The organism is Priestia megaterium, from assembly GCF_041941685.1.
Lineage (GTDB): Bacteria > Bacillota > Bacilli > Bacillales > Bacillaceae_H > Priestia > Priestia megaterium_C.
Genome location: NZ_CP130958.1, coordinates 816,469 through 842,495 on the forward strand (window position 1 = coordinate 816,469; position 26,027 = coordinate 842,495).

A 26,027-nucleotide genomic window follows, 5' to 3' on the forward strand; every position below is an offset into this window, starting at 1 on the left:
AAGCACCCCTTCTATTTCTGCGGTTTTTTTTATAAACAAGAAATAAATTTACTTATCGTACGGAGGCGATGCAGATGATTAAAGATTTAGTACTAGCTAAGGAATGGCTGCCTGCAGCTTATTCACATGATTTAACGGATCAGCCCTTGCAAGTAACGATTTTAGAAGAGCGAGTTGTGCTTTTTCGCACATCTAATGCCATTAAAGCATTTAAAGATTTGTGCATCCATCGCGGTGCAGCGTTATCTCTTGGAAAAGTGGTAGATGATTGCATTGTATGCCCTTATCACGGATGGAAATACGATGATGCCGGGGCTTGTGTGAAAATTCCTCAACAGCCGCCGGGAAGAGCTATTCCTTCAAAAGCAAAAGCACAGGTGTATGACTGCGTTGAAAAGTACGGGATTATATGGGTGAAGATGAACAGCGAGGCAGGTGATACTCCTCTTCCCCTGTATGACGAACATCTTAACTCCGGATTCAAAACGGTTTGCGCCAACCCTCATATTCTACAGGCAGCAGCTCCTCGTGTCGTAGAAAACTTTCTAGATGTAAGCCATTTGGCTTTTGTCCACGAAGGAAGCCTTGGACACTCTGACTACGCCGAAATTCCTGATTATAAGGTGCATTGGAAAGATAACCGATACGTTTCTGATGAAATCGCTGTGTACGCAGATGCAGATGGTACGGGTAACTTTGCGACTATTTATTATACCTTTGAAATTCTTCGTCCTACCGTCGCAAGGTTGAAAAAAGTGAACTACGAAACGGGTGAAATCTTTTCAATGCTGTTTGCGGTTTTACCTGAAGAGGAAAGAAAGTCCACCGTGTTTGCGCTGGTTTCTAGAAACTATTCGTTTGATGCACCTGATCAATATTTTCGCGATTTTCAGCAGCTTATTATTGAACAAGATACCAGTATTGTGGAAAGTCAAAAACCAGAAGAGCTGCCGCTTGACTTACAAGCAGAGCTTCATTTGAACCCGGACCGACTGAGTATTGCTTATAGAAGATGGCTCGGCGATTTAGGAGTAACCTTTGGAAGTGACATAGGATCAAGATTAAAAAAAGCTGCTCAATAAAAAAAGAAGAAAGGAGACTCCTTTCTTCTTTTTTTATGTATGCTCACGGATAAGCTGCTGATAGCTATTAAAAAGGGTAGGGTATGTTAATCGGCTTAAAATGACGCAGGAAAGCGTAGCAGAAGCTAGAATAGTAAAAACGATAAGCAACTGGAATTTGACAGCTTGTATCGGATCTGCCCCTCCAATAATCTGGCCTGTCATCATACCCGGAAGCTGAACGAGTCCAATTGTTTTTTGACTTTCTACAGTAGGAATCATGCTAGCTTTGATTGCGGCATTTAAAATACTATGAATAGCTTGTTTAGGAGTGCCGCCAAGCGCCAGAATCAATTGAATTTCGTCTCGTCTTCTATTTACTTCAGCATCTAACCGATTTAAAAATAAATTGGCCAAAATCATCGAATTTCCAATAATCATACCGCTGACAGGAATGATATATCGCGGAGTAGCAGGGATAATATGTAGGCCAAGCATAACACTTTGGGTCAGGGTTTCTACAATAAAAAGAGTGACAAATACACGAAAGAAAGCTTTAAATCCCTGCTTTTTTTTCTTTACAACATTTTGGGAAGCGACCGTCAGCATAAGGAATAAAATGAGAATCATAAAAGCAGGATGATTCGCGTCAAAAATAAAAGATAAAACATATCCTATCACCAACAGCTGAACGGCTGCTCGAATACTGGCAATGATAATATCTTTTTCGAGTCCTATACGAAACGATTTTGATAAAAAAAGAGCAATAAAAACAAAAACAATGGTAAAAATCAGTGAAAGTGAACTCATAGAAAGGCTCCTTCAATAAATTGTTTTGTTTCATCTTTTACAGGAGCATTAAAAAAAGTCTCGGTCTTCGCTTTTTCTACAATCACTCCGTTCATTAAAAGCCAGACTTCCTCTCCTAAACGTTTGGCTTGATCTAAATTATGGGTAACCCAAATAATCGTTTTCTTCTGCTCTTTATGTAAATGAGAAATAAGCTGTTCAATTTCATGAGCAGAAGTGGCATCCAAAGCGGAAGTGATTTCGTCTAAAAGTAAAAGGTCAGATTCGTTCGACAGCGTGCGGGCTAATGATAACCTTTGTCTTTGACCACCGGATAAATCTCTTGCATCCTGCTCTAACAAGTCAGGGGAAAGACCGGTTAATGCGCAGAGTTCTTCAGGCATAATATCCTGTTTGCCATGCAGTTTTTGAACAAGCATCATATTATCTCGCACTGTTCCATCAATAACAGGGGCTGATTGAAAAGCAATGCCCACTTTTTTTCGTAAATCAGAAATATTCCATTTGCTAATGTCTTTTCCATATACTTCAATACTTCCTTCATCAGGTGCAGAAAGTAAATTGCACATGGAAAGAAGGGTGCTTTTTCCGGATCCTGATGGTCCTACCATCATGACGAGCGAGCCTTGCATCACTGTACCCGATATGCCTTTTAGAACACTATGTTCTTTATCCTTAAATGTTTTATGAACGTCTGTAAATGTGATAGCAGGTATTGAATTGAACGTGTTCATAGTAACTCCTTTTTCATTCTTTTTGTTTATTGTAGCATAAGCGAAAGTATAAAAAGGTATTGGGTGATATAAAAAAAGCTGTGAAAAATCACAGCTTTTAAACAGTTGTATTCACTTTTTGGCTGGCTTTTAAGGCATAATCTAAATCTTCAAGAAGGTCCTCGATTGCTTCTGTTCCAACCGATAGACGAATGAGTTCTGGCGTCACACCTGAAGCTTTTTGTTCGTCTTCAGATAGCTGTTGATGAGTGGTGCTTGCCGGGTGAATAATGAGTGATTTAGAGTCGCCGATATTGGCTAAATGAGAAAATAACTGAACCGAATCAATTAACTTAGCCGCAGCGTTTTTTCCTCCCCTTACACCAAAGGTTAAAATTGCTCCTTGCCCTTTAGGCAAGTATTTTTGTGCCAATGAATAGGAAGGGTGAGAAGGAAGCCCCGCATAATGCACCCATTCTACTAATTCATGCTGCTCTAAAAATTTTGCCACCTTTAATGCGTTTTCGCTATGACGCTCTAATCGCAGATGGAGTGTTTCTACCCCTTGAAGGAGTAAAAAGGAATTAAAAGGTGATAAAGCAGCTCCAATATCTCGTAAAAGCTGAACGCGCGCTTTTGTAATATAAGCAGCTTCACCGGCAGCTTCTGTGTATACGAGGCCCTGATAACTTTGATCTGGAGTTGTTAAGTCTGGAAATTTCCCGCTCGCTTCCCAATCAAATTTTCCACTGTCTACGATAACGCCCCCAATTGCTGTTCCATGTCCTCCAAGAAACTTAGTAGCAGAATGAACGACAACATCTGCTCCGAAATCGATGGGACGAAGAAGGTAAGGGCTTGGAACCGTATTATCAATAATAAGAGGAATTCCATGCTCATGGGCAATGTCTGCAACTGCCTCGATGTCTAGCACATTTCCCTGCGGGTTTCCAACGGATTCAGCATAAATTGCCTTTGTTTTGGAAGTGATTGCACTTCTAAAATTTTCTGGATTATCGGCATTTACAAATTTAACGGTAATGCCCAGTTTAGGAAGCGTAGACGAAAAGAGGTTATATGTTCCCCCATATAAACTGCTTGCTGATACAATTTCATCTCCTGCGGAAGCGATATTCAAAATGGAAAAAGTAGTAGCTGACTGACCCGAAGCTACTCCTAGAGCACCTACTCCGCCTTCTAACTCAGCAATTCGCTGTTCAAAAACGTCCGTAGTAGGGTTTACAATTCGAGTGTAGATATAGCCTTGTTCACTTAAATTAAACAAAGACGCAGCATGCTCCGTATCTTTAAATCCAAATGAGCTTGTTTGATAAATAGGTACCGCACGCGAAAAAGTAGCCGGGTCAAGCTGTTGCCCAGAATGGATGGCTTGTGTTTCAGGACGAAATGGTTTCTTAGCAGACATTGAAACTCCTCCTTAAATATAAAACTTATAAAAAACATAGGAATAATAAACTTTAATCATAATATACGAATTCTATTGAATGATGTCAAATGATAATTAGAATATTTAGAAAATATAAATAAAATTAATACTGTCATTCAGCATTAAGACATCTCTTTAATTTCTAAAAATACCATAAAAAATATAAAATGTAAGAAAAATGTAAATTAATTTGTATAATTATGTTAGAATATTAGGTGTTTGAGAGTTTCTTAGAGAGAGCCGATTTTGCTAGAAGACTTTAAAAAATAGTAAAAGATGGGTCTTAAGAGCTAATAACGAAACAAAATAAAAGGAGTTTGATTATGAGCACAGAAGTCAATGTATCTTCGGAAGTCCAAGAGAAAGGAAAGCCTTCTATTTTTGGTTTTATTACGAGTCCGGTTGTACAGTTTGAGAAAATGAAAAGCAGCCCGGTCATTTGGGGACCTCTTTTACTTATCCTCATCTTAACAGCTGCAACAACGATTCTAGCCGTCTATACCCCTCAGGCAAAAGAAGCGCTGCAACAGCAAAAAGAAGCTGGCATTGAAGTGAATTCAACATTTAGTATGATTGGAGGAGTTATTGCAGTAGTTGCTACACTGGCATTCACAAGTTTGATTCTGTTTTTAATTGCAAAGTTAGGGACTGGAAAAACAACTTACCGCCAAATGTTTAGTTTGAATTTGTTTGTTACGTTCATCACAGCAATCGGTCAGCTAATTAATACGGGAGTAGCTGCACTAGCACATACTTCAGCTAATGTCACTTCGTTAAATGGAATGGTTGGTGCTAAAGGTGCTATGGGAGGAGTATTTACTTCCATTGAAATCTTTTCTATTTGGGGACTCACTCTGACAGCAGTAGGACTGCAAAAAGTGGCAAATGTATCAAAAGCTGCTTCTATTATTACAGTGATTATTTTATTCATCTTAGGAGCGGCTATTTCAGGAGTTGGAGGAGCTGCTTCAGAAGCGCTTAAAGGAGCAGGGTTGTAAATGAAAAAAGGAATAATTATTACAGCTGTAGCAGTTGTTATTGTTGCGGTTATTGGGATTAACGTATATCGTGCACAAAGTGTAAGTGGGAAAGCAGTCAATGTTCAAGTAGCAAATATAAAGGAAAAAAAGTTAAGAAATACAGTTATGGTTCCGGGTACGTTAAAGCTTGCTGATGAGCAATATGTCTATTTTGATGCTGAAAAAGGCGAGGTTGAACGTTTTCATGTAACAGAAGGATCTCGTATACAGCAGGGAACCTCTCTTGTAACGTACGAAAGCGATGCGCTTGATTTAGAGCAAGAACAAAACAAGTTAGAAAAAAATCCAGTCAGCTCCAAATTGACTCATTAAGCAAACAGCTTTCTAATTTAAATAAAAAACAAAAAGAATTGGAAAAAGAAATGAGTAAGCAAGAAGCGAGAGATCAAATCGACACGGAGCGTACGCAGCTCAATCTCGATTTAGAAACGGCTAAAATTGATTTAGAACGAAACAAACTAGAAGCCAAATCAATTGCTAAAAAAGAACGTAATTTAGATGTAGCGAGTGATATTAATGGGACGGTGCTAGAAGTAGATAAAGAAGCGGTTAATAACACAAGTGACGTTCAAAAACCACTTATACATATTGGTAATACCGATGAATACTTAGCTACTGGTGTGCTGTCTGAGTATGATGCATTAAAAATTAAAACCGGTCAACCTGTTAAAATCACATCAGATGTGCTGCCTGATAAAGAATGGGCAGGGAGCGTTAAACAAATTGACTATCTACCTCAGCAGCAGGCATCAGCAGAAGCGCGCAATGATGGGGCTAATCAATATCCAATTGAAGTAAAAGTAGATGACCAGGATATCACGATGATTAAGCCGGGATTTAAGCTGCTGCTTGAAATTGAAACAAGCAGTAAAAAAGCTTCATCTTTGCCGATAAAAGCAGTTGTAAATGAAGACGGAGAAAAATATGTATATGTGGTGAAAGATAAAAAGGCGGTTCGTAAGGAAGTAAAGATTGGAGAAACAACAAATAAATTTATTGAAATCAAAAGCGGCGTATCTTCTAAAGACAAAGTCATTACAAATCTTACAAAGAACTTAACTGACGGTGCGGAAGTGACTGTTCAATGATTGAACTTGTGAATATTCATAAAAGTTATCATCTTGGCAAAGAGGAAGTGCCAATTTTAAAAGATATTAATTTGAAGATTTATGACGGTGAATTTGTTGCGATTATGGGACCTTCTGGCTCTGGTAAATCAACGCTAATGAACATTATCGGATGTTTAGACCGTGCGTCTTCAGGATCCTATTTATTAAATGAACAAGAAATCTCCACTTATAGTGATGAGCAGCTTGCAAAAGTAAGAAATATTCATATCGGTTTTGTTTTTCAGCAATTTCAGCTGTTGCCGCGTTTAACAGCGGTAGAAAACGTAGAGCTTCCAATGGTATACGCCGGCGTAACGCGTAAGGAAAGACGAGCCAGAGCAGAAGCTGCGCTTGAAAAAGTAGGGTTGAGTGAGCGGATGAAACATTTACAGAGCGAGCTATCAGGAGGGCAAAAGCAGCGCGTTGCTATTGCTCGTTCTATTGTTAACAATCCGACGCTTATTTTAGCAGATGAACCAACAGGAGCTCTAGATACAAAAACAAGTGCTGATATTATGGAACAATTTTCTCAGCTTAATGCAGATGGCACAACGGTTGTAGTCATTACCCATGAACCTGAAGTGGCAGAATACACATCGCGTACAGTTATCGTTCGTGACGGTAAAGTGCTAAGTCATAGCGATAAGGAGAACGATAGCTTATGAGTTTGATAGAAAACATTCGCATGGCTCTCTCTTCGGTTCTTGCTCATAAAATGCGCTCTATTTTGACGATGCTTGGTATTATCATTGGCGTAGCGGCTGTTATTATCGTTGTAGCCATTGGTCAAGGCGGAGAACAAATGATTAAGTCGGAAATAACAGGAGCAAGCAATACAGTTGATGTATACTATCAGCCTCCTGAAGACGAGATGCAAGCTGATGACCTTTCAATGACGGGTGAGCCCATCTTTACAGAGGACGATATTAAAGCTCTTTCGACTATTCCCGGAGTGAAGAATGTGGTGGCTTCTAGCTCAATGGGAATGGGAATAAGATATAGAGACAAGGAATCTGATACGACTGTTAATGCTATTAACGAAGGGTATATTGAAGTTAATCAGCTGGAAGTTTCAAAAGGAAGAATGTTAGACAGCTCTGACTTTTTATCAGGTAATCGAGTAGGTGTTATAACAAGCGATATGAAAAAAGAGCTATTTGATAAGAAAGAAGCCCTTGGGCAAGTAGTATGGGTTCAAGGACAGCCTATCAAAATTATTGGTGTGACAAAAAAGGCAACGGGCTTTTTAGCGTTTGAAATACCGACCATTTATATTCCGAATAATACGTATAAATCAAGCTTCGGTAAGCTTGATTACACAAACCTTAGTGTTCAAGCAAAAAGCTCTGATCAACTAAAAAAAGTAGGCAATGACGCAACGGATTTGTTAAATAATTTGCATGATGCGGAAGATGCTTACCAAGTGCAGAACTTAGAAGAAATAGCAGATAGCATTGGAAATGTAACGCGAATTATGACAACGATTATTGGATCGATTGCAGGCATTTCCCTGCTTGTTGGCGGGATTGGCGTTATGAACATTATGCTGGTTTCTGTAACGGAACGTACAAGAGAAATTGGTATTCGTAAAGCGTTGGGCGCATCTAAAAGACAAATTCTAACTCAGTTTTTGATTGAATCCATTACCCTCACGTTAATTGGTGGTTTGCTTGGAATTGGCCTCGGCGCGGGCGGGGCAGCTCTTGTTTCGTTATTTGCTGGCTGGCCGTCATTAATTTCGTGGCAAGTAGTACTTGGAGGAGTGTTATTCTCCATGACGATTGGTATTGTATTCGGCATGCTTCCTGCAAACAAAGCGGCGAAGCTAGATCCAATCGAAGCATTAAGATATGAATAAAGACATGCGTTCGCATGTCTTTATTTCAATTTAACGAGAACCAAGAAGGTTTTTCGTTTTTCTTATTTATTACTTACTAGGGTTGATACGGGCTACGTTAATAATATCATGTATTTTCTCTACCAAATCGAGCATGAGAAATCCGTTTCCTTCAGAGCTTTTCCGATATCCAAGAGGAAGGGTTCTTCTTACAAGTTGAGCATAGATTTCGGCTTCGATTAAAGAACGGCCAAATTCTTTCTCACATAAGTTAATTAATAGAGCTAAAGCTCCGGCGACGTGGGGAGTTGCCATTGAAGTTCCTGAAAGAGCCGCATATTTACCTTCTAAAAAAGTAGAGATAATGTTAACTCCCGGTGCGACTAAGTCCACTTCCTCATTTGCATTAGTAAAAGGGGCAAGATTTAAGTTGCTGTCTACAGCTCCTACTTGAATAACTTCGTTGTAACTTCCTGGGTACGAATATTCAAGTGTTTCTTCGCGATCATCACCTTCGTTTCCAGCCGCAACAACGACAGAAACATCTTTATTCACAGCATCTCGTACAGCTTCGTGCAGTTCTGGAACGTCTTGTGGTCCCCCGAGTGACATGGAAATAACTCGTGCTCGTTCATTGTTAGGACCGCGCCATTCGACGGCGTAGTTAATAGCGTCAATAATCCATTCGTAATTTCCCGATCCTTCACCGGTAAGTACTTTTAAGCTTAGAATTTTTGCTTTGGGTGCCACTCCTACTACCCCTTCATTATTGAGCGCAGCGGCAATGGTACCAGACACATGAGTGCCGTGCCCATTATTATCTTCAAATACAGAAGAATCTCCGTCATAATCCGAAGTGAAGTTTCTTCCTCCGATAATACAATCTTTTAAGTCAGGATGATTTGTGTCAACACCAGTGTCGATAACTGCAATTACAATGCCTTCTCCTTGATTGCTTTGTTCCCAAATAGCAGGCGCTTGAATTAAGCTTACTCCTTTAGGCGTTTCATTTGTTGAGTCGATAATCGACTCAATTGTATAAGGAATTAATTTGACTTGTAACGGTTGTTGAGTCATAGTCATCCTCCTTAAAATGAATTCCATAAAAAATGGAAGCTGTTTAATTATAAATTCCCAACTATTGCTATAAATTAAACGCTTTTTATGCGAATCCTTTCTTTTTGAATAAAAAGACTCACAAAAGATGTGAAAAGAGGAAAAAAGACCCTGAAGAAAAGCCCGATAGAGATTTTTAATGTTATCTGTGTATTCACTTTTAATGTTTATCTCACACTATAGAAGAAAGAAACTCTAAGAAAAATCACATAGGACTGGTGACTTTTGATATAATTACGAACGGTATGACATTCTCAAAATACATGATATTTATAAATATACATCAATTTGCAAATTACGAAGGGGCTGAGGGTAGTGTCAACTTTAACGTCTCAATCCGTCATCAAATGCGGAAAGTATGAACTGAATTATGCGGAACGTACGCTTATTATGGGGATTTTAAACGTAAACCCGGATTCATTTTCAGATGGCGGAAAATACTACGATGTAGATAAAGCAGTTGCTCATGCTGAGGAAATGGTGAAGCAAGGAGCAGACATCATTGATATCGGAGGAGAATCAACTCGTCCTGGTTATACAAGAATTAGCGATGAAGAAGAGATTAAACGGATTGTGCCCGTTATTTCTGAAGTGGCTAAGCGCGTAGAGGTGCCGATTTCAGTAGATACATACAAGTCGGAAGTGGCCAAGCATGCGCTAGAAGCAGGAGCACATATTATTAACGATATATGGGGCGCAAAGGCTGATCCCAAAATGGCTCAAGTTGCAGCTGACTATAATGTTCCTATTATTTTAATGCATAACCGCCATGAGCCCAATTATACAAATCTGATTACAGATATGATAAGTGATTTGGAAGAAAGCATATCAATTGCAAAAGCTGCAGGGGTTCGAGATGATCAAATTATTTTAGATCCAGGCGTTGGTTTTGGAAAAACGGCTGCGCATAATGTAGAAGCGATTCAGCATCTAGATCAGCTGACAAAGATGGGCTATCCTGTGCTGCTTGCTACTTCTCGTAAAGGATTTATTGGACAAATAGTCGGTGCTCCTCCTACGGAAAGAATGGAAGGAACTGCAGCTACTGTATACGCAGGGATTGCACAAGGTGTTCAAATGGTTCGAGTTCATGACGTATTAGAAATCAAGCGCTTTGTAAAGATGGCAGATGTACTGGTAGGAAAACATATATTTCAGTTTTAATAATCATTTAAGCAGACGCGTAAGCGCTGCTTTTTTATTTTCCTTGATTTCTCCGGATAGAATACATGCCTTTAGATAAATTTAAGTAATATGAAGGTTGTAAAAATGGAGGGTGAAAATGAGAGCGGTAACGTATCAAGGGCCTAATCAGGTAAAAGTAGCAGAAGTAGAAGATGCGAAGTTAGAGAAGAAAGATGACATTGTCATTAAAATAACGTCAACGGCTATATGTGGTTCTGATCTGCATTTATATCAAGGAAGCATGCCATTGCCTCACGGTTATATTATTGGTCATGAACCAATGGGAATTGTGGAAGAAGTAGGACCGGATGTTACAAAAGTAAAAAAAGGAGATCGCGTTATTATTCCGTTTAACGTAGCGTGCGGACAGTGTGCGTACTGTAAGGATGATTTAACGAGCCAATGTGATAATTCTAATCCACATTATGATTCTGGCGGTTATTTCGGTTATACTGAAAAGTTTGGAAATCATCCAGGAGGTCAAGCTGAATATTTAAAAGTACCGTTTGGAAATTTTACACCATTTGTCATTCCGGAATCGTGCGAATTAGAAGATGAATCGCTTCTTTTTTTATCAGATGTGCTTCCAACTGCTTATTGGAGTGTAGAGCATGCGGATGTTAAAAAAGGAGATACCGTTATCGTACTCGGCTGCGGACCAGTGGGATTAATGGCTCAAAAGTTTGCTTGGATGAAAGGTGCCAAACGGGTTATTGCAATAGATCATGTTCCATACCGAATGCAGCATGCAAAGAAAATGAATGCCGTAGAAACCTTTGATTTTACACAATACCCAGATATGGGGGAGCATTTAAAAGAAATCACAAAAGGCGGAGCTGATGTGGTGATTGACTGTGTAGGTATGGATGGCAAAAAGTCGCCTCTTGAATACATTGAACAAAAATTAAAACTTCAAGGTGGAACGCTCGGACCTATTCAAATTGCGACAAAAGCCGTTCGTAAATGTGGAACCGTCCAAATCACCGGGGTATACGGAAGCAACTATAACAGTTTTCCGTTAGGAGCTTTTTTTGCTCGAAATGTAACTCTCAAAATGGGGCAAGCTCCTGTCATTCCCATTATGCCGAAATTATATGATCAAATTGTAAAAGGAGAATTCGATCCAAAAGAAATTATTACTCATAAAGTCGCTTTAGAAGACGCAGCTGATGCCTACAAAATCTTTAATGATCATCAAGATAACTGCATTAAAGTTATTTTAAAGCCTTAAAAGGCCATTTCTATTAGGTGAAGATTCCTGAGCAGTGAAGCTCGGGAATTTTTTATGTATGTAAAGTGGGGGAGGAAAATAATGCACGATTGGATGGTTGATTTTACATAATTTAGCTTTATGATAGAAAGAGAAGATATAATGCTTTCATATTCTGATTAAATCGTGCTGCTTAAAATGAAATAAATAACATCATGGTATTCAGACTTATTCAATCACCGAAATATGGAGGAGAGAATGAATGAAACTAGCATTGCTTCTTGTCATTATTATCGGCGTTGCTGCTCTTGCAGGTACAATCAGTGCTGCAAAGAAAGTAGATGAAGATTACGGAAAATCTAAAAAGAAAAGTATAGTGAATTTATCTATTATTTACGGAGTCGTATTCATAGGATCAATCGTAGGAGTAGCGTGGTATATTGCAGTGAGACCATAAATAAAACGAACACTTCCGTGTTCGTTTTATTTTGATTTTAACGTTAATTCTCCGCTTGAAACAGCTACATCAATAGGATATTTTCCATTTCCATGCTTTCCTTTTAATACATTTTTTGTTACGGTTGCATTGCTTAACTTAAAGTCATTGTTTATATCACCGCTGCTTACTTTTCCATTCACTTTAAAACCAGCGCTTTTCGGAAGAACCAGCACGGCATCTCCAGATCCTACATCTACAGAAACGGCCTCTTCTAGCTTTTTAAAATCCATATAGAGATCACCAGATCCAATGCGCGCTTGAAGTTTTCCTTTATAGTTTGTTCCTTTAATTTCCCCAGAGCCTACAGCAAATTTAGCCGTTTGGCTTTCAACATTACTCAGCTGTAAATCTCCAGAATTGACATCCGTACGAAGAGAAGTGCTCCTCAAGTTTGAAATACTTGCATTTCCAGAACCTACTTTAATCGAAACATCTTTCAGCTGAAGCGCTTGCTCAGGCTGTGCAGCAACTTGAAGGTCCCCAGAACCTACCGTAAGCGCAAGGTTGTGGTGATAATCTGTAGGAATGTAGATTGTTACTTTTATGTTTGAAAAAATAGAAAGCCATTGAAAAGGACTTTTTTGATAAGTGACGACTAGGGTGTCTCCATTTTGCTTTACATCTACTTTTCCTTTACCTTCTACTTTTGTTTTAATATCTTGACGATCTTGCGGCACGACAGTTGTACTAATACTTGGAGAGTCAATTTGAATATGCTGAATATCACTTGATAACGCCGCTTCAGACTTGGACGTCTTGAATGAACTTAACGACCAAGAGGAAGGTGCAAACGCAGTAGAAAAGAGGACTGCCGTACCACCTATCACTAAAATAAAAGCCAATATTTTTTTCACGTTATAACCCGCTTTCTACCTAAATTAAATTTGTTTTCTTCTACCATAAAGTGTAAAATGAAAAGCGGTTAATTTCAACGAACAGCAGGATTATTTTTTTCTACGTCTCAAGTCGTAAAAATGAAACATTTTTTTGAGGAATTAAATGAAAAGCGAAGTAGATATTTAAACATACTCATCAAAGAATCAATTTCTTTTCTTCAAAAATAGGAAAATAATTGAGTTAAAAGAACGATTAAATTCACTTTTTTTGTGTGATTTTCCTATGAGTAGTTCAAAAGAAGTGATAAATAAATAGAATTTTCATACCAATTTTATTATTCCGAAAAACTTTTAAAGTGTTGATTATTAAAAAAATAAAGGGTAGAATTTGTTCATATCAATTGAATACAACTAAGATTACGATCTTGTATATTATCAGTAATATGGTCTGATAGTCTCTACCTAGTAACCGTAAAAAACTAGACTACAAGAAAGTTTGGATATAAGCAGCAAAAAGAAGGGCGTATTATCATAGATACAGCCTTCTTTCAAAGCTCTTACTTTTCATACTTTCTGTTATTGTCAGAATTTATGAAAAGTAAGAGCTTTTTTTGGTTTTCAAATACACACCTGGGAGTGGCTTGCATGTACTTTTTATTAAATTTATTAGGCGTTTTTGTAGTAATGGGTGTCATCTTCTTATGTTCTCCTAAAAAGAAAGAAATAAAGTGGCGTCCTATTGCTTCACTGTTGGTCGTTGAAGTCCTCATTACTTGGTTTATGTTAGGAACTTCAATCGGAACATGGATCATTAATAAAATTGCTTCGTTCTTTACTTGGCTAATTTCCTGTGCTAACGATGGAATTGCTTTTGCGTTCCCATCCGTAATGGGAAATGAAACGGTTGACTTTTTCTTCAGTGCATTACTGCCTATCATCTTTGTCGTGACATTTTTTGATATTTTATCTTACTTTGGTATTTTAACGTGGATTATTGATAAAGTAGGCTGGGTCATTTCGAAAGTTTCTCGTTTGCCTAAATTAGAAAGCTTTTTCGCTATTCAAATGATGTTTTTAGGAAATACGGAAGCATTAGCGGTTATTCGTAATCAACTTTCTGTGTTAAAAGACAACCGTTTGCTTACGTTTGGAATTATGAGTATGAGCAGTATTAGCGGATCTATTATCGGTGCTTATTTAACGATGGTTCCCGCTACGTACGTGTTTACAGCAATTCCACTGAACTGTTTAAACGCGCTTATTTTAGTGAGCTTATTGAATCCAGTTCATGTTACAAAAGAAGAAGATATGATTTACGTACCGCCAAAGTCGGAGAAAAAAGACTTTTTCTCTACCATTTCAAACAGTATGTTAGTCGGAATGAACATGGTTATTGTTATTTTAGCGATGGTTATTGGATATGTAGCTCTTACATCTGCGCTTAACGGTATTTTAGGCGTTATCGTAGACGGCTTGACTGTACAAAAGATTTTCTCTTATATCTTTAGTCCATTCGCATTCTTACTAGGGCTAACGGGGCATGATGCAATGTACGTAGCTCAGCTGATGGGTATCAAGCTAGCAACAAATGAATTCGTCGCGATGATGGATTTGAAGAAAAATCTAGATACACTTCCACCGCATACGATTGCAGTTGCTACAACATTCTTAACATCTTTTGCTAACTTCAGTACGGTGGGTATGATTTATGGAACGTATAATTCTACGTTATCAGAAGGTAAATCAACGATTATTGGAAAAAACGTATGGAAACTGCTTGTGAGCGGTATCGCTGTTTCGTTATTAAGTGCTATGATTGTTGGATTGTTTGTTTGGTAAAAAGTTAAAAAAAGCTGTGCTTTCGTCTTCGAAAGCACAGCTTTTTTCTTGTTGCATCATCTATTCATTTGCAGAAAAACGGTTATGAATATCAACAGTAAAAGAAAATCACACTATTCAAGAAAAATTCATTTTACTTTTGCAGAAAAACATTTTAAATCTAGTGAGCATTATGTTAAGATTACAAAAGGCTGTTTCATTTAAATTGAGAACACCGCATAAATATGTAAGTAAATATGCATAGAAAACAAAGGTTTATTAATTTTTTTCTAGGTAATATCTCGTAATAAATAGGTTGAAAGGAAATGTCGTTAATATGATAGAAGGACAACAGCAAACAAATGAATTAAAAAAGACGATGAAAAGCAGACATTTGTTTATGATTTCGCTCGGCGGGGTTATCGGTACAGGTTTCTTTTTAGGAACAGGATACACAATTAGCCAAGCAGGAGCGATTGGAGCTATCCTTTCGTTTATCGTAGGTGGCTTCATTATGTACTTAACAATGCTTTGCTTAGGGGAACTTGCAGTAGCAATGCCAGTTTCCGGTTCGTTTCAGACATACACAACAAAATTTATTGGCCCTGGCGTTGGTTTCGCTTTTGGATGGTTATATTGGTTGGGCTGGGCTGTAACGGTTGCATTAGAATTTTTATCAGCAGGTCAGCTTATGCAAAGATGGTTTCCTGATTCTCCTGTATGGATCTGGTGTGCTATATTTGCGCTTTTATTATTCTCATTAAATGCACTGTCAGCTAAAGCGTTTGGTGAAGCGGAGTTTTGGTTTGCCAGCATTAAGGTGTTAGCTATTATTTTATTTATCGTGCTTGGTGGAGCTGCTATGTTTGGTTTTCTTCCATTAAGTAATGGAGACAGCGCACCGCTTTTCTCTAATTATACGGCTCACGGCGTGTTTCCTCACGGAATTAGTGCCGTGTTGATTACCATGATTACAGTTAACTTTTCATTCCAAGGCACGGAGCTTATTGGTGTAGCGGCTGGGGAAAGTGAAAACCCAGACAAGACTGTACCAAGAGCAATTAAACAAACGGTATGGAGAACGCTTGTATTTTTTGTACTAGCTGTAGCTGTCTTAGCGGGTATGATTCCGCTTGAAAAAGCAGGCGTAGTTGAGAGTCCATTTGTTGTTGTATTTGACCAAATTGGTATTCCATATGCAGCAGATATTATGAACTTTGTTATCCTAACGGCGCTGTTATCTGTAGCTAACTCAGGTCTTTATGCAGCAACGCGTATGCTGTATTCATTGTCAAAAGATAACATGGCAAGTTCAGCTTTCATGAAAGTAAATAAACGCGGTGTGCCGATGAATGCCCTGTTTTTAACATTAGGCATTGCGCTTTTATCTTTACTTTCAGGATTCTTTGCTCAAGAAACAGTATTTGTATGGCTCATTTCTGCAGCGGGTTTAGGTGCACAAATCGGCTGGATTACGATTGCTGCATCACTGCTTGCATTTAGAAAAAGATATATAAATCAAGGAGGGCAAATCGAGGATTTAAAATTTAAAGTCCCTCTTTACCCGGTATTACCTTTAATAGCATTAGTATTAAATACAATCGTATTGGGAAGCATGGCATTTGATGCAGAACAGCGAATGGCACTGTATGTCGGTATTCCACTAGCGCTGCTGTTTTATGCTTATTATCATGCACGTGTAAAAAAGAAAGTTGATTTATCTATCAGCCGTCAAGAAGTGCAGCTTAAAGACGACAAAAAAGTAATTTTATAAAAATCAAAAAGACGCAAAAGCCCAGTTTTTTGCGTCTTTTTTTTATTGTTTATTTGTAAACTTAAAATAAAATTAAGTTGACAAATAAAAAGAAATTATTGCAAAATTAAAGCAGCGAAAAGAGAAAGGAGGGTGAATATGAAACCGAAAACAATGGCGTATGTTTCCTTATTTGCAGCTTTAACGGCGATTGGTGCATTTATAAAAATTCCTATTCCCTACATACCGTTTACTCTTCAAATTGTTCCTGTTTATTTAGCCGGTGCGCTGTTAGGTCCGCGTTTAGGTTTGTATAGTCAGCTATGCTACATAGGTATTGGGTTAATCGGTGCTCCGGTTTTTGCAGAAGGAGGAGGTTTAGGGTATATCTTCAAACCAACGTTTGGCTATTTAATTGGCTATGCTGCAGGGGCATTTATGAACGGCTACCTTATTCAAAAATATGACTTAAAGAAACCTTTTTCTATCTTTTTAGCTAACTTATCTACGTTAGCTATTGTGTACGCAGTCGGCTGCTTCTGGCTTTACGGAGCAATGAAATGGATAATTGAAAAGCCTCTTTCACTGAGTGATACACTTCTTTTTGGAGCTGTTTTGCCAATGCCTGGAGATCTTTTATTGTGCATTTTATGTTCAGTGCTGATTCACCGAATGCAGCCTCAATTTAGTCGTTTGTCATCAAAGCGGGTTAAAGCGGGGTAACTAAGACATAGAAAAAAAGGAGAGAAAAGAAAATGGGTAAAGCGTATTTTATTACGGGAACTGGAACGGATATTGGAAAAACCCTGGTTACAAGTATTTTGTATAAAGTACTTGGTCGTCTAGGAATAAAAACGACAATTTGCAAACCATTTCAAACCGGCTACCAAGATAAAATTGGAGGTTATCCGGATATTCACTGGTTTGAAACAAGACTCGGAGTAGCAGATACGGGTATTTATCAGTTAAAGCCGGAGACGTCTCCTCATTTGGCTATTGCATTGAGCAACAAGCAAGTAGAGCCTTCAATCGTCTTAAAACGCATTAATGAATTAAAAAAGAAATTTGATGTAGTGCTCGTGGAAGGAGCGGGAGGTCTTGCCGTACCTTTAATTGAGGAGGAAACAACATTCTATATGACAAAAGATTTGATCATAGATGCACAAATGCCGGTTATTGCTGTTGGAACAACGGGGTTAGGAGCTATTCACGACGCGCTTTCTACCTTTTCATATGCAAGTGAGCATCACCTTAAAATCAACGGACTCATTTTTAATTGTTTTAATCACAGCAGTATCATTCATAACGATAATGTTCGAACGATTGAAAAGCTGCTTCAAATATCATCTTTAATGACCGTTCCAGTATTCACACATATCGATGAAGAGTTAGATGCATATATTGAGAAAATGATGAGGCAAAAAAGTGTTATGCAACATATTCAGGAGGTGTTTGACTGTGCCGTATCAAAAAGCTGAGCTGGAGAAATGGGATAAAGAATATGTGTGGCATCCGTTTACACAAATGAAAGCTTACCGTCAATCGAATCCTCTTATTATTGAAAGAGGAGAAGGAAGCTATTTATATGATGTAGAGGGAAACAAATATTTAGACGGATACGCTTCTCTATGGGTGAACGTGCATGGACATAATGATCCGGAATTAAATACAGCTTTACATATACAAGTGGAAAAATTAGCGCATTCTACGCTGCTTGGATCGGCAAACGTTCCATCCATTTTGTTAGCCAAAAAGCTAGCGGAAATTACTCCTGGCAGCTTATCGAAAGTCTTCTACTCTGATACAGGCTCCGCCGCTGTCGAAATTGCGTTGAAAATTGCCTATCAATATTGGCAAAATCTCGACTCTGTAAAGTACAAAAACAAAAGTAAATTTATCTCATTGAATGAGGCATATCATGGAGACACAATTGGGGCAGTCAGTGTGGGAGGCATGGATTTATTTCATCGCCTCTTTAAGCCTTTGCTGTTTGAACGAATTCCCGCACCTTCTCCTTATACTTACCGTATGGACGGGTTAGAAACGGAAGAGCAAGCTTCAGCTTACTGTATTCATCAGCTAGAGAAGCTCTTGCAGAACAAAGGAGAAGAAGTAGCCGGCTTGATTATTGAACCGCTTGTGCAAGGAGCAGCGGGTATTATTACACATCCTCCCGGTTTTTTAAAACAAGTAGAGCGTCTGTGCAAAGCGTACGGGGTATTGCTGATTTGTGACGAAGTAGCCGTTGGATTTGGACGAACAGGAACGCTGTTTGCATGTGAGCAAGAAGATGTTGTACCGGATATTATGTGTGTAGGAAAAGGGATAACAGGAGGGTATATGCCGCTTGCTGCTACGTTAACAAGCGAAAAGATATTTAATGCTTTTTTAGCTCATCCAGATGAAAATAAAACGTTCTTTCATGGACATACGTATACGGGAAATCAATTAGCCTGTACAGTAGCGCTTAGAAATATTGAACTGATAGAAGAAAGGGAGTTAATCCGTAGTGTAAAAGAAAAGGAAAAAGTTTTTAAACGTTATCTATTAAAGCTTTATGAACTGCCTAACGTGGGGGACATTAGACAAAGAGGATTAATGGCAGGAATCGAAGTTGTGAAAGATCGTCAAACAAAGTCTATTTTTGAAGATAAAAAAGTGATGGGAGACATTATTTTAGCGGCTCGCCAAAAAGGTTTAATTATTAGAGAGCTAGGTCCTGTGATTACGATGATGCCTATTCTTTCAATGACAGACGAAGAATTAAAAACAATGGTAGAAATTGTATATAAATCAATTAAAGAAGTAATTGCACGCTATACAGTGAGTTAAATAAAAAGAGGGTAAGACAAAAATATTTTATTTAATTGAAAAAAGATCCGAACGATTCATCGTTCGGATCTTTTTATGGTTATGGTAACATGAGTTTACTCTATTTAGCTGCTTCTAGCAGTTGATTGGAAGGCAAGACAAAGACTCCTGCAGGAAAAGCGGGAGGAGGCTCAACGGCCGCCCGCGGAAAGCGAAGCCTTGTACGGAAATCAACCGCTGTTTAACAAGCAGTCCAGATCATTTGTCCAATTTGTACGTCTTTAGATGGGGTTGGTGTAGTTATGTCTAAATCTCTTCTTTTTTTATCAATAAATATTTTTAATACTTGATAGGCGAAGTGATCGTACATGCTGATTTTCATCTTTTAATAGAAGCGTTTGTTCAAGCAAGTTTAAGTTTTGAATATAACCTTTTACCGTTTGAACAAAACCGTTGTTTTGATAGTTAATAGTTAATAATTTATTTGTTTTTAGCGCTTTTAAAATCATACCTATTTTCTCCTTTCTTATATCGTAGCTGACGAAAAACTACAAAATAACGAAGAAGCATTGGAGGCTTGTATTATTTATAAAAATTACTCTATTTTTTATAAATGCTCTCCTGCTACTAATAGTAGAGGGTAATGGTGAAAAACAGATGAAAGATAAAGGACGAGGTTTGATTTATTGTAATGAACTGACTTTTCCTTTACAAATACCTATTTCAAATTTCTTTTTAGTGATAAAATACTGTTAGTGAAATAACTACTTCTCTTCATTAAAGGGTAAGAATGGGTTATATTAATAGAGTTTTAGTTCTCTGTTTCTAGTAATGAAATAAGAGATAGAGAAATAGACTAATAAAAATCAATCAAGGAGTTTTTTTATGGATCAGAGTTTTATTTTAAATCTTTTAGAAATTTTACTGATTAACATTGTACTGAGTGGCGATAACGCAGTCGTGATTGCTTTAGCTTGTCGGAATCTTCCAGACGAGCATCGAAACAAAGCGGTTGTTTTCGGTACATTAGGAGCGGTTGTACTACGTGTAGGGCTAACGTTTGTCGCTGTATATTTATTAACAATCCCATTTTTGAATTTCATCGGAGGCCTGCTTCTTCTATGGATTGCGATTAGTCTTTTAAAAGGTGAAGATGACGGAGATATTAAAGCGAATTCAACTCTAGCAGGTGCTATTAAAACAATTATTATAGCGGATCTTGTTATGAGTTTAGATAACGTAGTAGCGGTTGCGGGTGCGGCTAACGGCAATATTCTACTCATTATCCTTGGTCTTGTTATCAGCATTCCGTTAATCATTTGGGGAAGTCAGCTTTTAATGAAAATTATGGAAAAATTCCCGATTATCATCATTGCCGGAGCAGCGCTTCTTGGCTATACTGCTGGTGAAATGATCTTTAAAGACAAAGCGGTGGGACACGTATTAGAAGGGTTGAATCCGCATTTGCATACGATTATTCCTATTTTGTTAGCTATTTTAGTTGTTGTTGTTGGAAAACTTAGCGGACGTTCTAAAAAAGAAACGCATTAATCCTAAAAAAGAGGTTGGGACAAAAGTATTTAAGATGAAGTGAAAAACGAACCACTAATCAAACATTTTGATTAGTAGTTCGTTTTTTTGTTGTGGTGAACGTAGGCTTCATTTGTTTAGATCCTTCTAGCAGTTGATTGGAGGACAAGGCGAAGACTCCTGCGGGAAAAGCGGAACAGATGAGACCCCGCAGGAGCGTACGCGACGAGGAGGCTCATCGGCCGCCCGCGCAAAGCGAAGTCTTGTACGGAAATCAACTGCGGTGTCATAAGCGGTTCAGCTCATGTATCCCATTTATTCGTCTTTAGATTGGATTCATTTCGCTATGTCTCAACCTCTTTTTTTATTACTTAGCTAATGGAGGTGCGGAATTAACGTCCTGTATCGTCTCTACAGGAGGATGAAATTCATTTTCCATTTTTGATACAACTACAGTCGCTACACCATTTCCAATTAAGTTTGTAATGGCACGAGCTTCCGACATGAAGCGGTCTACCCCAATTAACAGCGCGATTCCTTCAACTGGAATCATCGGGAATGCAGCAAGCGTAGCTGCTAGTGTAATAAATCCAGAGCCAGTAACTCCGGCAGCTCCTTTAGACGTTAGCATTAAAATACCAAGTAGCGTAATCTCTTGCATTAACGACAGGTCGACTCCATAGGCTTGAGCGATAAAGATAGCAGCCATGGATAAGTAGATGGCTGTTCCATCTAGGTTAAATGAGTAACCAGTTGGAATGACAAGTCCTACCACAGATTTTGAACATCCGTACTTCTCCATTTTGTCCATCATTTTTGGCAGTGCAGATTCCGAAGAAGACGTACCTAATACAAGTAGAATTTCTTCTTTAATAAAAGCAATGAATTTAAAAATATTAAATCCATAAATCTTAGCAATGGTTCCAAGTACGAATACAATAAATAAGAACATAGTAATGTAAACAGATCCCATTAAGAAACCGAGTTTTTGAAGAGAGCCTATTCCAAAGTTACCGATCGTATAAGCCATCGCTCCAAACGCCGCAATAGGTGAAAGTTTCATAATCATATTAACAATGCCAAAGAAAATATCTGTACAGCGTTCAAAGAATGTAATGACAGGAGCCGCTTTTTCGCCGAGTGTAGCTGTAGCCATTCCAAATAGTACGGCAAAGAATAAGATTGGCAATAATTCACCATTTGCCATTGCCCCAAATACGCTGTCTGGAATAATTTCCATGATAAACTCCATAAAGCCATGCTCCGCTTCAGCTGCTTGCTGCGTATATTGAGTAACATCAGCTCCGCTTGCGCCATTGATATTAAAGCCAGCCCCAGGTTTGATAAAGTTTACAACGATAATTCCAATTGCTAAGGCAAAAGTAGTGACAATCTCAAAGTATAAAAGAGCTTTACCTCCAATTCGTCCCACTTTCTTTAAATCTCCCATGCTTCCGATACCAATGACCACTGTTAAGAAAATAATTGGGGCAATCACCATCTTAATTAATTTAATGAAGATATCAGCCAATACTTTTAATTTAGCTCCAAATTCAGGAAATATGAAGCCGATTGCAATACCAAGAAGGATACCGATAACAACTTGAACAGTTAGATTTTTAAAACTTAATTTCATACGTAATGCTCCTTTCGAGAATGTTTTTGTTAACGCTTACATTATTCCTGTCCTTATATTAACTGATAATTTTAACTATTTATATTTCTGGTGATAATGTTCTTTTTGGTCATTTTGGTCAAAAAAGTGATGAACATATAGTCATCACTTTTTGCTTTCGATATTTTTTATTTGTTGAATGATATTAAGCGTTTGTTTTGTTGCATTGTTTTCAAACGATTGATAAAGAGAGTTAAACTGTTTTTTCCATTCGGCTTTTTGTAAATCATTTAAGTAATAAACGCGCATGCCAGATTTATTTTTTATTTGCTGCAGCTGTTCATCGTTCATTATTTTTGATTGAGTCCAAATCCAGTTAGTTGTTTCTACCATTGCATCACTTAATAGTTGTTTTACATCTTCAGGGAGGCTGTCCCAATACTTTTCATCCATTAAAACGGCGTAGCCCAAGTATCCATGGTTGCTGATGGTCATATATTTTTGCAACTCGTACAAACGTTTTGAATAAATATTAGAAATGGTATTTTCCTGTCCATCAAATTCCTGTCGTTCAAGGGATTGATATACTTTATTAAACGAGACAGCCTGAGGCTTGGCGCCAAGAAGTTCGAATTGCTTTTTGATTACTTCACTTGGCATAATGCGAAACGTTTGACCTTGAAAATCTGCTGGATGGAGCAAAGGTTTCGTATTGCTAGTCATTTGTTTAAAGCCGTTGCTCCATAAAGCAAGCCCTTTAATGTTTTTCTCTTGCAGCGTACTCAACAAATTCTGTCCGATTTTACCGGTAAACACTTGTTTTGCCTCGCTGTAATCGTCGAAAATGAAGGGAAGATCAAAAAGTTGCCACGTAGGGGAGAGGTCGCTTAGCTTTGAAATGGAAGGTGCAATCATTTGTACATCATTTCGGCGAAGGGCGGCAAGTTCTTCGTCGTCTGAATATAATACACCGTTTGAATATACTTCAATTTTAACTTTACCATCCGATTTTTGATTAACGATTTCAGCAAATTTTTGAGCGGCTAAGCCTTTTGGAGTGTTTTCAGCTACAACATGGCTAAAATTAATCACAATTTGCTTATTTAATCCTTTTTGCTCATCGTCATGATACACATCATCCTGATTTATAACCGTATACTGCAAAAAAACATAGATCATCAAGAAAACGCTGACAATTATACTTGCCCCTATAAACATCTTCAAAATGTCCAACCCCGCGATTCAATAATTTTTCTCTACAAATATTCTAACACGCAATTTCTCAACGTGGTAAAATTAAAATAAACTTCAATCAGCAGTAGGTGTTCCGCTATGATGCGCTTATCGATGCAAACGAAAATGACGGGGTTAATCTTTTTTATCGTGGCCTTTTCGTTGTTTTTAGCAAGTATCGTAGTGATTAATAATTTTGTACAGTCAAAAGAAAATGATTTAGAGCAAAGAGCTTTAATCACTTCGAGAACAGTTGCTGAAATGCCTGAAATTCGAGAAAAAATTGAAAAAGATAGTAAGAACATTAATCAAATTGTAGAACCGATTCGCATTATTCACGGTGCTTATTATGTAGTGGTTATGAATATGAATCATGAACGTTTGTCTCACCCTTTGCAAAGCATGATTGGAAAAATCTCTAAAGGAGATGATGAGGGACAGGCGTTTGCAGAACATACCTATACGGATAAAGCAAAAGGAGAAGGCGGAATGGTCATTCGCTCTTTTGTGCCCGTTGTAAACGATCACCATGAACAAGTAGGGGTGGTTGTCTCAGGCTATCTTCTTCCGAAATTTACAGAGGTCATTTTAAGTTTAAAAAAAGAAATCTTTCTTATCTCAGGTCTTGCTCTTTTTTTTGGAGGATGGGGAGCGTGGGCGCTTGCATCTCGTATCAAAAAAGAGATGTTTGAGCTTGAACCTCATGAAATTTCTCGTTTGTTCGTAGAACGAACGGAGACCTTTAATGCCATGCATGAAGGAGTCATTGCCATTGATAAAGAGGAGAACATCACTATTTTTAATCATAAAGCGAAAATTATGATGGATGTACCCGATGAGGTAATTGGAAAAAAGATCTATGATGTGATTCCAGATACAAGGCTTCCAGAAATTCTGCAGCTTAATCAGCCTGTTTATAATCGAGAGCTTCAAGTTCGAAATTTGAATATTTTAAGCAATCGTGTGCCGATTAAGGTTAATAATCACACAGTCGGTGCGGTCGCTATTTTTCAAGACAGAACGGAAGTTAAAAAATTAGCTGAAGAGTTAACAGGAGTTAAATCATTTGTAAGCGCTCTTAGAGTTCAAAACCATGAATACATGAATAAACTTCATACGATTGCAGGGCTTATCCAACTTGGAAATAAAGACAAGGCTCTTCAGTACGTTTTTCAAGTGTCTGAACAGCAAGAAGAGCTCACCCAATTTCTTCATAAGCATATTAAAGATGAAAGTATATCGGGATTGCTGTTGAGCAAAGTCAGCCGTGCCAAAGAACTTGGAATTGAGTTAGCTATCGATCGCCACAGCGAGCTTCACTCATTTCCTCCTTACTTAGATCATCATGATTTTGTGATTGTTATCGGTAACTTAATTGAGAACGCTTTTGATTCGTATCAACATATGGAGCGTCATGAACGGAAGATCTATATAAGTATGGAACAAAATGACGGCATTCTTTCTATATTAGTTGAAGATAACGGGTGTGGCATGAATGAGGATCAAGTAGAGAGAATCTTTGATGAAGGTTTTTCAACTAAAGCAAAGGAAAATAGAGGAATTGGTTTGCATTTAGTAAAACAAATTGTTGAAAAAGGAAACGGTCAGATCGAAGTAGAGTCAGAAATAGATGTTGGAACGACTTTTATCATTACATTCTTTTTATAGGGGGAGTGGAAAATGAATAAAAAAGAATGGACGGTGCTTCTCATAGAAGACGATCCTATGGTACAAGAAGTGAACCGCCAATTTATTGAACAAGTTGAAGGGTTCATCGTTATCGCTGCAGCTTCGAATGGTTTAGAGGGTATACAGCTCATTAAACAGCATCAGCCTGATTTAACGATTATTGATATGTATATGCCTAGTCAAGATGGCTTAACCACCTTACAGCAAATTCGAGCAAATGGCTATAAAACAGACGTGATAGCAGTTACGGCTGCAAGTGATATTGAAACGGTACGGAAAGTTCTTCAATACGGCGCGGTGGATTATATTATGAAACCGTTCAAGTTTGAACGAATGAAGCAAGCGCTTGAGCAGTATCGTTCGTTTCAAATTAAAATAAGTCAAAAAGAACATATTACTCAGTCTGAATTAGATTCTATGCTGTTTCAGCAATTCGAAGAAAAAGCCGATTTGCTTCCAAAAGGGCTAAATGCGGTTACGTTAAGGAGAATACAACAATATCTTTCCGAACAAAATCATCCAATTTCTGCTGAAGAAGTAGCGGACGGCGTAGGAATTGCGCGTGTTACGGCAAGAAGGTATTTAGAGTTTTTAGAACAGGAAAACGAGCTGAAATTATCAGTTGAATACGGCAGAGTGGGGAGACCTATTAATCGCTATATGTTAAAAATAAATTAAATCATACAGAACAGCTTTTATTTGAAAAAGCTGTTTT

General features: G+C 38.0%; 26 protein-coding genes and 1 riboswitch. Of the genes, 18 read left to right on the forward strand and 8 right to left on the reverse strand.

All coding sequences use genetic code 11. The annotated features are described in order from the left end of the window. Positions 1-74: 74 nt before the first annotated feature. Positions 75-1,082 carry an aromatic ring-hydroxylating dioxygenase subunit alpha gene (locus tag Q5794_RS04335; RefSeq protein ID WP_214984844.1) on the forward strand — a complete coding sequence of 336 codons (1,008 nt, stop codon included), beginning with the start codon at positions 75-77 and terminating at the stop codon, positions 1,080-1,082. Between the two features lie 33 nt (positions 1,083-1,115). On the opposite strand, the gene fetB is transcribed toward Q5794_RS04335, so the two are convergent. From fetB to Q5794_RS04350, 3 genes are all read right to left on the reverse strand, one after another. Then, positions 1,116-1,871 carry an ABC transporter permease gene (gene fetB / locus Q5794_RS04340; RefSeq protein ID WP_214984847.1) on the reverse strand — a complete coding sequence of 252 codons (756 nt, stop codon included), beginning with the start codon at positions 1,869-1,871 and terminating at the stop codon, positions 1,116-1,118. Next, positions 1,868-2,605 carry a phosphate ABC transporter ATP-binding protein gene (locus tag Q5794_RS04345; protein WP_214984849.1) on the reverse strand — a complete coding sequence of 246 codons (738 nt, stop codon included), beginning with the start codon at positions 2,603-2,605 and terminating at the stop codon, positions 1,868-1,870. The genes fetB and Q5794_RS04345 overlap by 4 nt, the downstream gene beginning before the upstream one ends. 97 nt (positions 2,606-2,702) lie before the next feature. Continuing rightward, entirely contained in the window at positions 2,703-4,010 is a 1,308-nt protein-coding gene (locus tag Q5794_RS04350) for a homocysteine synthase (RefSeq protein WP_374988724.1), read from the reverse strand. Between the two features lie 344 nt (positions 4,011-4,354). Here Q5794_RS04350 and Q5794_RS04355 point away from each other — a divergent pair, with 344 nt between their 5' ends. Genes Q5794_RS04355 through Q5794_RS04375 form a run of 5 tightly spaced genes read left to right on the forward strand, consistent with a single transcriptional unit; the run spans position 4,355 to position 8,038 of the window. Continuing rightward, positions 4,355-5,029, forward strand: coding sequence for a Yip1 family protein (locus tag Q5794_RS04355; protein ID WP_214984853.1), 675 nt, complete (start codon positions 4,355-4,357; stop codon positions 5,027-5,029). Next, positions 5,030-5,383: a hypothetical protein gene (locus Q5794_RS04360; RefSeq protein WP_374988725.1), complete on the forward strand. Its 354-nt coding sequence runs from the start codon at positions 5,030-5,032 to the stop codon at positions 5,381-5,383. Positions 5,384-5,433: 50 nt separating this feature from the next. Next, the gene (locus tag Q5794_RS04365) at positions 5,434-6,159 is read left to right on the forward strand and encodes an efflux RND transporter periplasmic adaptor subunit (protein WP_374988726.1); all 726 of its coding nucleotides are present in this window, start codon (positions 5,434-5,436) and stop codon (positions 6,157-6,159) included. Beyond that, entirely contained in the window at positions 6,156-6,845 is a 690-nt protein-coding gene (locus Q5794_RS04370; RefSeq protein WP_214984856.1) for an ABC transporter ATP-binding protein, read from the forward strand. Before Q5794_RS04365 ends, Q5794_RS04370 begins: the two co-directional genes overlap by 4 nt. Then, positions 6,842-8,038, forward strand: coding sequence for an ABC transporter permease (locus Q5794_RS04375; RefSeq protein WP_016763129.1), 1,197 nt, complete (start codon positions 6,842-6,844; stop codon positions 8,036-8,038). The genes Q5794_RS04370 and Q5794_RS04375 overlap by 4 nt, the downstream gene beginning before the upstream one ends. 69 nt (positions 8,039-8,107) lie before the next feature. On the opposite strand, the gene Q5794_RS04380 is transcribed toward Q5794_RS04375, so the two are convergent. Next, positions 8,108-9,094, reverse strand: coding sequence for a S8 family peptidase (locus Q5794_RS04380; RefSeq protein ID WP_374988727.1), 987 nt, complete (start codon positions 9,092-9,094; stop codon positions 8,108-8,110). A gap of 354 nt (positions 9,095-9,448) precedes the next feature. On the opposite strand from Q5794_RS04380, the gene folP reads away from it, so the two are divergent. The 3 genes from folP to Q5794_RS04395 all read left to right on the forward strand — a co-directional run bounded on the left by folP (position 9,449) and on the right by Q5794_RS04395 (position 11,985). Then, positions 9,449-10,297: a dihydropteroate synthase gene (gene folP, locus Q5794_RS04385; RefSeq protein WP_192996663.1), complete on the forward strand. Its 849-nt coding sequence runs from the start codon at positions 9,449-9,451 to the stop codon at positions 10,295-10,297. Positions 10,298-10,415: 118 nt separating this feature from the next. Further along, positions 10,416-11,549 carry a zinc-dependent alcohol dehydrogenase gene (locus Q5794_RS04390; RefSeq protein ID WP_214984863.1) on the forward strand — a complete coding sequence of 378 codons (1,134 nt, stop codon included), beginning with the start codon at positions 10,416-10,418 and terminating at the stop codon, positions 11,547-11,549. Positions 11,550-11,790: 241 nt separating this feature from the next. Then, positions 11,791-11,985, forward strand: coding sequence for a hypothetical protein (locus tag Q5794_RS04395; RefSeq protein ID WP_013055532.1), 195 nt, complete (start codon positions 11,791-11,793; stop codon positions 11,983-11,985). Positions 11,986-12,011: 26 nt separating this feature from the next. Here Q5794_RS04395 and Q5794_RS04400 read toward each other — a convergent pair whose 3' ends face one another. Continuing rightward, complete coding sequence (locus Q5794_RS04400) at positions 12,012-12,881, reverse strand: DUF4097 domain-containing protein (protein WP_214984866.1); 870 nt, start codon at positions 12,879-12,881, stop codon at positions 12,012-12,014. Between the two features lie 387 nt (positions 12,882-13,268). After that, a riboswitch (purine riboswitch) is annotated at positions 13,269-13,370 on the forward strand. Positions 13,371-13,508: 138 nt separating this feature from the next. Between Q5794_RS04400 and Q5794_RS04405 the strand changes: the two genes are divergently transcribed. The 5 genes from Q5794_RS04405 (at position 13,509) to bioA (ending at position 19,266) form a co-directional block, all read left to right on the forward strand. Next, positions 13,509-14,702 (forward strand): NupC/NupG family nucleoside CNT transporter, encoded by a 1,194-nt coding sequence (locus Q5794_RS04405; RefSeq protein ID WP_374988728.1) that lies wholly within the window; start codon positions 13,509-13,511, stop codon positions 14,700-14,702. Positions 14,703-15,018: 316 nt separating this feature from the next. Next, the gene (locus Q5794_RS04410) at positions 15,019-16,455 is read left to right on the forward strand and encodes an amino acid permease (RefSeq protein ID WP_214984868.1); all 1,437 of its coding nucleotides are present in this window, start codon (positions 15,019-15,021) and stop codon (positions 16,453-16,455) included. 138 nt (positions 16,456-16,593) lie between these two features. Next, positions 16,594-17,157, forward strand: coding sequence for a biotin transporter BioY (locus Q5794_RS04415; RefSeq protein WP_057239327.1), 564 nt, complete (start codon positions 16,594-16,596; stop codon positions 17,155-17,157). 32 nt (positions 17,158-17,189) lie between these two features. Beyond that, positions 17,190-17,912 (forward strand): dethiobiotin synthase, encoded by a 723-nt coding sequence (gene bioD / locus Q5794_RS04420; RefSeq protein ID WP_374988729.1) that lies wholly within the window; start codon positions 17,190-17,192, stop codon positions 17,910-17,912. Continuing rightward, a complete protein-coding gene (gene bioA / locus Q5794_RS04425; protein ID WP_374988730.1) occupies positions 17,893-19,266 on the forward strand; it encodes an adenosylmethionine--8-amino-7-oxononanoate transaminase in 1,374 nt (457 codons plus the stop codon). Before bioD ends, bioA begins: the two co-directional genes overlap by 20 nt. A gap of 305 nt (positions 19,267-19,571) precedes the next feature. Here the strand turns inward: bioA and Q5794_RS04430 are convergent, their stop codons facing one another. After that, entirely contained in the window at positions 19,572-19,754 is a 183-nt protein-coding gene (locus Q5794_RS04430) for a YolD-like family protein (RefSeq protein WP_013081858.1), read from the reverse strand. Positions 19,755-20,130: 376 nt separating this feature from the next. Here Q5794_RS04430 and Q5794_RS04435 point away from each other — a divergent pair, with 376 nt between their 5' ends. Both Q5794_RS04435 and Q5794_RS04440 read left to right on the forward strand, forming a co-directional pair. Then, positions 20,131-20,796, forward strand: coding sequence for a TerC family protein (locus Q5794_RS04435; RefSeq protein ID WP_016763134.1), 666 nt, complete (start codon positions 20,131-20,133; stop codon positions 20,794-20,796). 133 nt (positions 20,797-20,929) lie between these two features. Then, a complete protein-coding gene (locus Q5794_RS04440; protein ID WP_374988731.1) occupies positions 20,930-21,067 on the forward strand; it encodes a hypothetical protein in 138 nt (45 codons plus the stop codon). Positions 21,068-21,142: 75 nt separating this feature from the next. Here Q5794_RS04440 and Q5794_RS04445 read toward each other — a convergent pair whose 3' ends face one another. Together Q5794_RS04445 and Q5794_RS04450 are read right to left on the reverse strand one after the other, a co-directional pair. After that, positions 21,143-22,411, reverse strand: coding sequence for a dicarboxylate/amino acid:cation symporter (locus Q5794_RS04445; RefSeq protein ID WP_374988732.1), 1,269 nt, complete (start codon positions 22,409-22,411; stop codon positions 21,143-21,145). Positions 22,412-22,555: 144 nt separating this feature from the next. Further along, complete coding sequence (locus Q5794_RS04450) at positions 22,556-23,614, reverse strand: DctP family TRAP transporter solute-binding subunit (protein ID WP_374988733.1); 1,059 nt, start codon at positions 23,612-23,614, stop codon at positions 22,556-22,558. 108 nt (positions 23,615-23,722) lie between these two features. Between Q5794_RS04450 and Q5794_RS04455 the strand changes: the two genes are divergently transcribed. Both Q5794_RS04455 and Q5794_RS04460 read left to right on the forward strand, forming a co-directional pair. After that, complete coding sequence (locus tag Q5794_RS04455; RefSeq protein WP_374988734.1) at positions 23,723-25,291, forward strand: ATP-binding protein; 1,569 nt, start codon at positions 23,723-23,725, stop codon at positions 25,289-25,291. Between the two features lie 12 nt (positions 25,292-25,303). Continuing rightward, positions 25,304-25,990 carry a response regulator gene (locus tag Q5794_RS04460; protein WP_192996672.1) on the forward strand — a complete coding sequence of 229 codons (687 nt, stop codon included), beginning with the start codon at positions 25,304-25,306 and terminating at the stop codon, positions 25,988-25,990. The last annotated feature ends 37 nt before the right edge of the window (positions 25,991-26,027 follow it).

What these genes read in the sequence shown, in the direction of transcription:
- Q5794_RS04335 (WP_214984844.1), top strand. Translation starts at nt 75, where the DNA reads ATGATTAAAGATTTAGTACTAGCTAAGGAATGGCTGCCTGCAGCTTAT.
- fetB (WP_214984847.1), bottom strand. Translation starts at nt 1,871, where the DNA reads ATGAGTTCACTTTCACTGATTTTTACCATTGTTTTTGTTTTTATTGCT.
- Q5794_RS04345 (WP_214984849.1), bottom strand. Translation starts at nt 2,605, where the DNA reads ATGAACACGTTCAATTCAATACCTGCTATCACATTTACAGACGTTCAT.
- Q5794_RS04350 (WP_374988724.1), bottom strand. Translation starts at nt 4,010, where the DNA reads ATGTCTGCTAAGAAACCATTTCGTCCTGAAACACAAGCCATCCATTCT.
- Q5794_RS04355 (WP_214984853.1), top strand. Translation starts at nt 4,355, where the DNA reads ATGAGCACAGAAGTCAATGTATCTTCGGAAGTCCAAGAGAAAGGAAAG.
- Q5794_RS04360 (WP_374988725.1), top strand. Translation starts at nt 5,030, where the DNA reads ATGAAAAAAGGAATAATTATTACAGCTGTAGCAGTTGTTATTGTTGCG.
- Q5794_RS04365 (WP_374988726.1), top strand. Translation starts at nt 5,434, where the DNA reads ATGAGTAAGCAAGAAGCGAGAGATCAAATCGACACGGAGCGTACGCAG.
- Q5794_RS04370 (WP_214984856.1), top strand. Translation starts at nt 6,156, where the DNA reads ATGATTGAACTTGTGAATATTCATAAAAGTTATCATCTTGGCAAAGAG.
- Q5794_RS04375 (WP_016763129.1), top strand. Translation starts at nt 6,842, where the DNA reads ATGAGTTTGATAGAAAACATTCGCATGGCTCTCTCTTCGGTTCTTGCT.
- Q5794_RS04380 (WP_374988727.1), bottom strand. Translation starts at nt 9,094, where the DNA reads ATGACTCAACAACCGTTACAAGTCAAATTAATTCCTTATACAATTGAG.
- Q5794_RS04390 (WP_214984863.1), top strand. Translation starts at nt 10,416, where the DNA reads ATGAGAGCGGTAACGTATCAAGGGCCTAATCAGGTAAAAGTAGCAGAA.
- Q5794_RS04395 (WP_013055532.1), top strand. Translation starts at nt 11,791, where the DNA reads ATGAAACTAGCATTGCTTCTTGTCATTATTATCGGCGTTGCTGCTCTT.
- Q5794_RS04405 (WP_374988728.1), top strand. Translation starts at nt 13,509, where the DNA reads ATGTACTTTTTATTAAATTTATTAGGCGTTTTTGTAGTAATGGGTGTC.
- Q5794_RS04410 (WP_214984868.1), top strand. Translation starts at nt 15,019, where the DNA reads ATGATAGAAGGACAACAGCAAACAAATGAATTAAAAAAGACGATGAAA.
- Q5794_RS04415 (WP_057239327.1), top strand. Translation starts at nt 16,594, where the DNA reads ATGAAACCGAAAACAATGGCGTATGTTTCCTTATTTGCAGCTTTAACG.
- bioD (WP_374988729.1), top strand. Translation starts at nt 17,190, where the DNA reads ATGGGTAAAGCGTATTTTATTACGGGAACTGGAACGGATATTGGAAAA.
- Q5794_RS04430 (WP_013081858.1), bottom strand. Translation starts at nt 19,754, where the DNA reads ATGATTTTAAAAGCGCTAAAAACAAATAAATTATTAACTATTAACTAT.
- Q5794_RS04435 (WP_016763134.1), top strand. Translation starts at nt 20,131, where the DNA reads ATGGATCAGAGTTTTATTTTAAATCTTTTAGAAATTTTACTGATTAAC.
- Q5794_RS04445 (WP_374988732.1), bottom strand. Translation starts at nt 22,411, where the DNA reads ATGAAATTAAGTTTTAAAAATCTAACTGTTCAAGTTGTTATCGGTATC.
- Q5794_RS04455 (WP_374988734.1), top strand. Translation starts at nt 23,723, where the DNA reads ATGATGCGCTTATCGATGCAAACGAAAATGACGGGGTTAATCTTTTTT.
- Q5794_RS04460 (WP_192996672.1), top strand. Translation starts at nt 25,304, where the DNA reads ATGAATAAAAAAGAATGGACGGTGCTTCTCATAGAAGACGATCCTATG.